Source organism: Quadrisphaera sp. DVD1, from assembly GCF_058932755.1.
Map to the genome: position 1 here is coordinate 1 of NZ_JBZYWI010000171.1, position 6,158 is coordinate 6,158.

Here is a 6,158-nt window from a genome sequence, read left to right on the forward strand (position 1 = left end):
CGGCGGCCAGGGCGAGCAGCAGCAGGACCAGCGCGACGGCGCGCAGCGGGGACGAGCCGGACGGCGCGTCGAGGCGCCCCAGGACGTCGAGCACGGCCCGCACCGCCCGCTCCAGCAGCCCCGGCTCGGCCTCGCGGTACGGGCGCTCGGCCAGCTCGCGCCGGGCCAGCTCCCGGGCCGTGGGTGCGTCGGGCTGCAGGGGGACGTCAGCGGCCAGGACGCCGGCCGGCCACCTCACGCAGGCGCCGCCGCGGCCCGGGCCAGCTCGACGTCGAGGCCCTCGCGGCGCATGCGCTGGTCGACGTACTGCAGCGCGGTGACCGCGGCGCTGAGCGGGTAGAAGATTGTCAGCGCCACGGCCTGCCCGATCCCGCTGGGCACCAGGGAGACCAGCGCGATGCCCGACCCGCTCGTCGGCTGGGCGAACAGGCCCACGACGAGCGAGAGCCCGCCGCCGAGCACGCCGGCGACGATGGCCGTGCCGACGCCCACGATGACCACCGCGAGCAGGCGGACCCCGAGCAGCCGCCAGAAGCCGACCCGGCTCAGCGACCACGCCCGCGACAGGGCGGCGCCCACCCCGAGCCCCTCGAGCACGAGGGCCGGGGTGGCGAGGAAGAGGCGGGCGTCCAGGGCCAGGTAGGCGGCGACGGCCGCCAGCGCTCCCAGCAGCAGGACGGCGACGCCGGTGACCAGCAGCCCGTCGCCGCCCGCCGCGGCCCCGCCGGCCACGAGCGCGATCCCCGGGAGCATGCAGGCGACCACGACGGCGGCGGCCAGCAGGCCCAGCAGCACGGCCAGGCCGACGAGCGCCAGCAGGCGCGGGCGCACCCGCTCCCACAGGGCCGCGCTGCCGGTGCGCCGGCCCAGCACCGCGGTGCTCACCGCCACGGTCACCACCCCGGCGAGCAGGGCGGTGGCCACGAGGGTCAGCGCCTGGGCGGCCAGGGAGCCGACGACGAGACCGCCCAGCTCCCCGGCGAAGTCCTCCAGCGACACCGAGGAGCCCGCGGACAGGTCGGCGGTGAGGGTGTCGAGGGCACCGCCGATGGTCAGCACCTGCACGAGCGTCTGCAGCGCCGTCAGCACCACGACGACCACCGCTGCGAAGCCGAGCACCGCGCCGGGGTTGGTGCGCACCGCCTGGAAGGCGCCGTCGTAGAGCTCGCCGAGGCTCAGCGGGCGCAGCGGCACGATGCCCGGGCGCGGGGTGGTGGCCGGGCCGGACCAGCCGGGCGGCGCGCCCCAGCCGCCGGCGGGCTGCTGGGCGGGCGGGGAGCCGAGCGGCTGAGCGGCCTGCGGCGCGGCTGCGGGCCGGCCGGGGCCCTCGTGCGGCGCCGGGCCGCCCGGGGCGGTCCAGCCGGTGGGTCCGCTCATCGCTGCTCCTCCGCACCTGCGCGCCCGGGCCGCCGGGGCCGGTCCTGCGCCGGCACCAGCTCGGCCCACATCGTGTCACGGGCGGCCCCGCGGAGGCGGGCAGCAGGCCCCCGCGAGCCCTCGCGCCGCCCGCGTCACCCGGACGGGCTGGCCCGAGCGGGCGAGATCGGAGATCAGGTCACGGGACAGTCACGGGCAGGGCGCACAATGGGTGGGTGAAGGGACGCGTGCTCGTCGTCGACGACGACACCGCGCTGGCCGAGATGATCGGCATCGTGCTGCGCGGCGAGGGCCTGGAGGTCGCCGTCTGCTCCGACGGGAGCGCGGCCCTGGCGGCCTTCCGCGACACCCGGCCGGACGTCGTCCTGCTCGACCTCATGCTGCCGGGCACCGACGGCATCGAGGTGTGCCGGCAGATCCGCGCCGAGTCCGGCGTGCCGATCGTCATGCTCACCGCCCGCTCGGACACCGGCGACGTCGTCCTGGGCCTGGAGTCCGGCGCCGACGACTACGTGGCCAAGCCGTTCAAGCCCAAGGAGCTCGTCGCCCGGGTGAAGGCGCGGCTGCGGCGCAGCGACGCGCCCGAGCCCGAGGTGCTGCGGATCGGCCCCGTGACGATCGACGTGGCCGGGCACGCGGTGCGGCGCGGGGAGTCGCCGGTGTCGCTGACCCCGCTGGAGTTCGACCTGCTCCTGGCGCTGGCCCGCCGCCCCTGGCAGGTCTTCAGCCGCGAGGTGCTCCTGGAGCAGGTGTGGGGCTACCGGCACGCCGCCGACACCCGCCTGGTCAACGTGCACGTGCAGCGGCTGCGCTCCAAGGTCGAGGCCGACCCCGAGCACCCCGAGGTGGTGCTGACCGTGCGCGGCGTCGGCTACAAGGCCGGCCCCGCCTGAGCCCCGTGCCCGGGGTCCCGCAGCCGCTGCACCGGCCGCTGTCCGCGCTGCGCAGCACCGCCCGGCCCTCGCGGCTGCGCCGCGCGTGGCGCCGGTCGCTGCAGCTGCGCGTGGTCGCCGCGACGGTGGCGCTGGGCCTGCTCACCGTCAGCGCCGCGGGGGCCTACCTCGCCCAGGAGATCAGCGACCGGCTCTTCGACAGCCGGCGCGACGAGGCCCTGCGGGAGGCCGCGCGGGGCGCCGCCGACGCCCAGGACCGCCTCGACGCCTTCGACGCGGGCACCGCGGCCGACGTCCAGGACCAGGCGCGGGTGCTGCTCAGCCAGCTCGAGGGCGTCGGCCCCGACCGCGACCGCTCGGTGCTCCTCCTGCTGCCCCCCGACAACCGCAACCCCGCCGCGATCGGCGACGTCTACCGGCCCGGCACCGGCGTGGTGCCCGCCCAGGTGCCGGAGGACCTGCGCGAGGCGGTGCGCGAGGACGCCGGCCAGCGCTACCGCTCGATCGCCCTCACCGAGGGCGGCTCGTCCTCCCCGGCCCTGGCCGTCGGGCAGGTGGTCGACGTCCCCATCGCGGGGGACTACGAGCTGTACTTCGTCTTCGACCTGTCCCAGGAGCAGGCGACCCTGGCCGCCGTCCAGCGCGTGCTGCTCCTGGGCGCCGCGGCGCTGGTCGCCCTCGTGGGCGCGGTGGCCGCGGTGGTCACCCGCCAGGTGGTGCAGCCGGTGCGCCAGGCGGCCGGCGTCGCGCAGCGCCTGTCGGCCGGCGCCCTGGACGAGCGGATGCCCGAGCGCGGCGAGGACGACCTGGCCCGCCTCGCGCGCTCCTTCAACGCGATGGCCGGCAGCCTCCAGCAGCAGATCCGCCGGCTCGAGGACCTCGGGACGCTGCAGCAGCGGTTCGTCTCCGACGTCTCCCACGAGCTGCGCACGCCGCTGACGACGATCCGCATGGCCGGGGAGGTCCTGCACGAGGCCCGCGGCTCGTTCGACCCCTCGGTGGCGCGCTCCGCGGAGCTGCTCGCCACGCAGGTCGACCGCTTCGAGGCGCTGCTCGCCGACCTGCTGGAGATCAGCCGCTACGACGCCGGCGCCGCCGCCCTCGACGTCGAGCTGCTCGACGTCGGGGCCCTGGTGCGGCGGGTGGTCGACCAGACGGCGCCGCTCGCCCAGGGCCGCAGCAGCGTGCACGTGCACGTGCCCGACGCCGACTGCACCGCGGAGGTCGACCGGCGCCGGGTCGAGCGGGTCCTGCGCAACCTCGTGGTCAACGCCGTCGAGCACGGCGAGGGCCGCCCCGTGCACGTCGTGGTGGGCGTGGACGACCTCGCCGTCGCGGTGCGGGTGCGCGACGAGGGCGTGGGGCTCTCCCCGGCCGACGCGGACCGGGTCTTCGACCGGTTCTGGCGGGCCGACCCGGCGCGGGCGCGCTCGCTCGGCGGCACCGGCCTGGGGCTGGCGATCTCCCTGGAGGACGCCCACCTCCACGGCGGCGCCCTGGAGGTGGCGGGCGAGCGGGGCCGGGGAGCCACGTTCCTGCTCACCCTGCCGCGCACGGCGGGCGAGCCGCTCACCAGCCGGCCCCTGGCCCTGCGCGGCGCGGAGGCGGGCGTCGGTGGCTGACCGCGCGCGCCGCGCTCCCGCACCGGCCCTCCTCGTCGCCCTCCTCCTGGCGCTGGTGCTCGGGGGTTGCGCGTCGATCCCCACGAGCGGGCCGGTCAGGCCCGGCGCCGTCGTCGGCGGGGGGCAGCAGCCGGGGTTCCGGGTCGCGCCGGCCCCGCCCGCAGCGGGCGCGACCCCGGACGCCGTCGTGCGGGGCTTCCTGCAGGCCGGCGTGGAGGTCGAGGACGAGTTCGCCACCGCCCGGCAGTACCTCTCCACCGGGCGGCGCGGCACCTGGCGCCCGACCGCCCGCACCGTCGTGCGCGCCGAGGGCCCCGCCGGCCTCGCCGTGGTCGTCTCGCCGGCCGGGGCGCCGGACACGGCGGTGGTGGAGGTGACCGCCGCCGTGACCGGCTCGCTGGACGAGCACGGCCGGTACGCGGCGGCGGCTCCGGCGGCGTCGGAGTCCTTCTCGGTCGTGCTCGTGCTCGAGGGCGGCGAGTGGCGGATCTCGGAGGTCCCCGACCTGCTGCTCGTCGCCGAGCCGGACTTCCTGCGCACCTTCCGGGCCCGGGCGCTGTACTTCGCGGCCGGGTCCGACGGCCACCTCGTGCCGGAGGTGCGCTGGTTCGCCGACCGGCCGGCCAGCGCCACCGCCCTCGTCTCCGAGCTGCTCGCCGGGCCCTCGCCCTGGCTGGCCCCGGCCGTGACCACCGGCGCCCCGCCCGGCTCCGGGCTCGGGCGCCGGGGCAGCGTGGCGATCACCGAGCGCGAGGCGCGCGTCGACCTGCCGCAGGCCCTCGTCGACCACGCGGCCGCGGACCCCGACCTGCTGCGCCGCCAGCTGCAGGCGACCCTCCAGGCCCTGCCGGGGGTGGACGTCGTGCGCGTCACGGTCGACGGCGGCGAGCTGGACGCCGCCGGCGCCGCCGCGGTCGTCGAGCCCGCCGTCGACGCCGCGCCGGTCCTCGTCCGCGACGGGGCGCTGGTGCGCCTGCGCGACGGCGCGCTGGCGCCGGTCGAGGGGCTGCCCCCGCTGGACGGCCTCGGGGTCTCCGACCCGGCCGTGCTCGGCGGCACCTACGCCGTCCTGGCCTCGGGGCGCACGCAGCTGCTCGTGCTGGAGCGCGACCAGGAGGAGGCGCCGCGGGTGGTGCTCACCGCCGCGCAGCTCACCGCGCCCTCCCTGGACCGGTCCGGCTGGGTGTGGTCGACGGGCACGGCGTCCGGCGGCACGGTCACCGCCGTGGGCCCCGAGGGGGACGTGGCGGAGGTCGCGGCGACCTGGCTGGCCGGGCGCACCGTGCAGTCCCTGCGGGCCTCCCGGGACGGCGCGCGCGTCGTGGTCGTCTCGCGCGGCCCCGACCCCGCGGTGGGCGGGGCGGAGACGGTGCGGGTGGACCTCGCCGCGGTCGTGCGCGCCGCCGACGGCGCTCCGGAGCAGCTCTCCGTCGAGCCCGGCACGCCGACCCCGTGGCTGGCCTCGGCGACGGCCGCGGTGTGGGTGGACGCCACCACGGTCGCCGTGCTGGGCGCGCCCGCCGCGGGCAGCAGCCAGGGCGCCGCCGGTGCGGCCCAGGTCCTCCTGCTCACCGGCGGGCGGGCGCGCTCCCTGGGAGCGCCCCTGGAGGCCGCCGAGCCCGTCCGCCTGGCCAGCGGATCGGGCGCCCGCACGATCCTCGTCGGGACCGCCGACGGCGCCCTGTGGCAGCGGGCCGGCAGCCGGTGGGTCGCCGTCACCGGCACCGCCGGCGCCGCGGACCCCGCCTACGCCGGCTGAGAGCGCCGCCCACACCCCTCCCCGGCGTCCCGCCGTCCCCAGCCGGCAGCGGTGCCCGCGCGGTGCGCCCTGCGGCGCCCAGGCTGGGGGCGTGCACCGCGCCGAGCCTCCGGGGGCCTGGGCGGCGCTGCTGGCCGCCGTCCTGCCCGTGGGCTGCGCCGGGTGCGGGCTGCCCGACGTCCGCTGGTGCGCCCGCTGCGCCGCGGTGCTGGACGCCGGGGCGCGCCGCCCGCACCGCGCGGCCACGCGGGTCGGCGCCGCACCACCGTCCTGGGCGGCCGTGCAGTACGCCGGGGCGGTGCGGGCGGCGCTCGTCGCGTGGAAGGAGGAGGGGCGCACCGACCTGGAGGCGGTGCTGGCGCCGGCCCTGGCGGCCGCGGTCGCCGCGGTGCTGGTCGAAGGGCTGGTCGAGGGGGTGGTCGAGGGGCTGGTCGAGGGGCTGGACGAGGGGCTGGTCGAGCCGCTGCGGACCGGGGGTCCTGCGCCCGGGCTGCTCCTCGTGCCGGC

At 78.9% G+C, this 6,158-nt stretch carries 4 protein-coding genes and 2 pseudogenes; 4 read left to right on the plus strand and 2 right to left on the minus strand.

Going from position 1 to position 6,158, the window contains the following annotated elements; all coding sequences use genetic code 11:
• Nucleotides 1–238 (minus strand): annotated as a pseudogene (locus AC5FZL_RS14825) (DUF4129 domain-containing protein); the annotation flags it as partial.
• The gene (locus AC5FZL_RS14830) at nucleotides 235–1,377 is read right to left on the minus strand and encodes a glycerophosphoryl diester phosphodiesterase membrane domain-containing protein (RefSeq protein ID WP_493619662.1); all 1,143 of its coding nucleotides are present in this window, start codon (nucleotides 1,375–1,377) and stop codon (nucleotides 235–237) included. The pseudogene AC5FZL_RS14825 and the gene AC5FZL_RS14830, both read right to left, overlap by 4 nt.
• Nucleotides 1,378–1,592: 215 nt before the next feature.
• Here AC5FZL_RS14830 and mtrA point away from each other — a divergent pair, with 215 nt between their 5' ends.
• The 4 genes and pseudogenes from mtrA to AC5FZL_RS14850 form a co-directional block, all read left to right on the plus strand.
• Entirely contained in the window at nucleotides 1,593–2,270 is a 678-nt protein-coding gene (mtrA, locus tag AC5FZL_RS14835) for an MtrAB system response regulator MtrA (protein ID WP_493619663.1), read from the plus strand.
• A gap of 5 nt (nucleotides 2,271–2,275) precedes the next feature.
• Nucleotides 2,276–3,892: an MtrAB system histidine kinase MtrB gene (gene mtrB, locus AC5FZL_RS14840; protein ID WP_493619664.1), complete on the plus strand. Its 1,617-nt coding sequence runs from the start codon at nucleotides 2,276–2,278 to the stop codon at nucleotides 3,890–3,892.
• Nucleotides 3,885–5,651, plus strand: a complete 1,767-nt coding sequence (locus AC5FZL_RS14845) for an LpqB family beta-propeller domain-containing protein (RefSeq protein ID WP_493619665.1) — start codon at nucleotides 3,885–3,887, stop codon at nucleotides 5,649–5,651. The genes mtrB and AC5FZL_RS14845 overlap by 8 nt, the downstream gene beginning before the upstream one ends.
• 91 nt (nucleotides 5,652–5,742) lie before the next feature.
• Nucleotides 5,743–6,158 (plus strand): annotated as a pseudogene (locus AC5FZL_RS14850) (hypothetical protein); the annotation flags it as partial.

Coding starts and splice junctions, on each gene's coding strand:
- AC5FZL_RS14830 (WP_493619662.1), bottom strand. CDS start 1,377: ATGAGCGGACCCACCGGCTGGACCGCCCCGGGCGGCCCGGCGCCGCAC.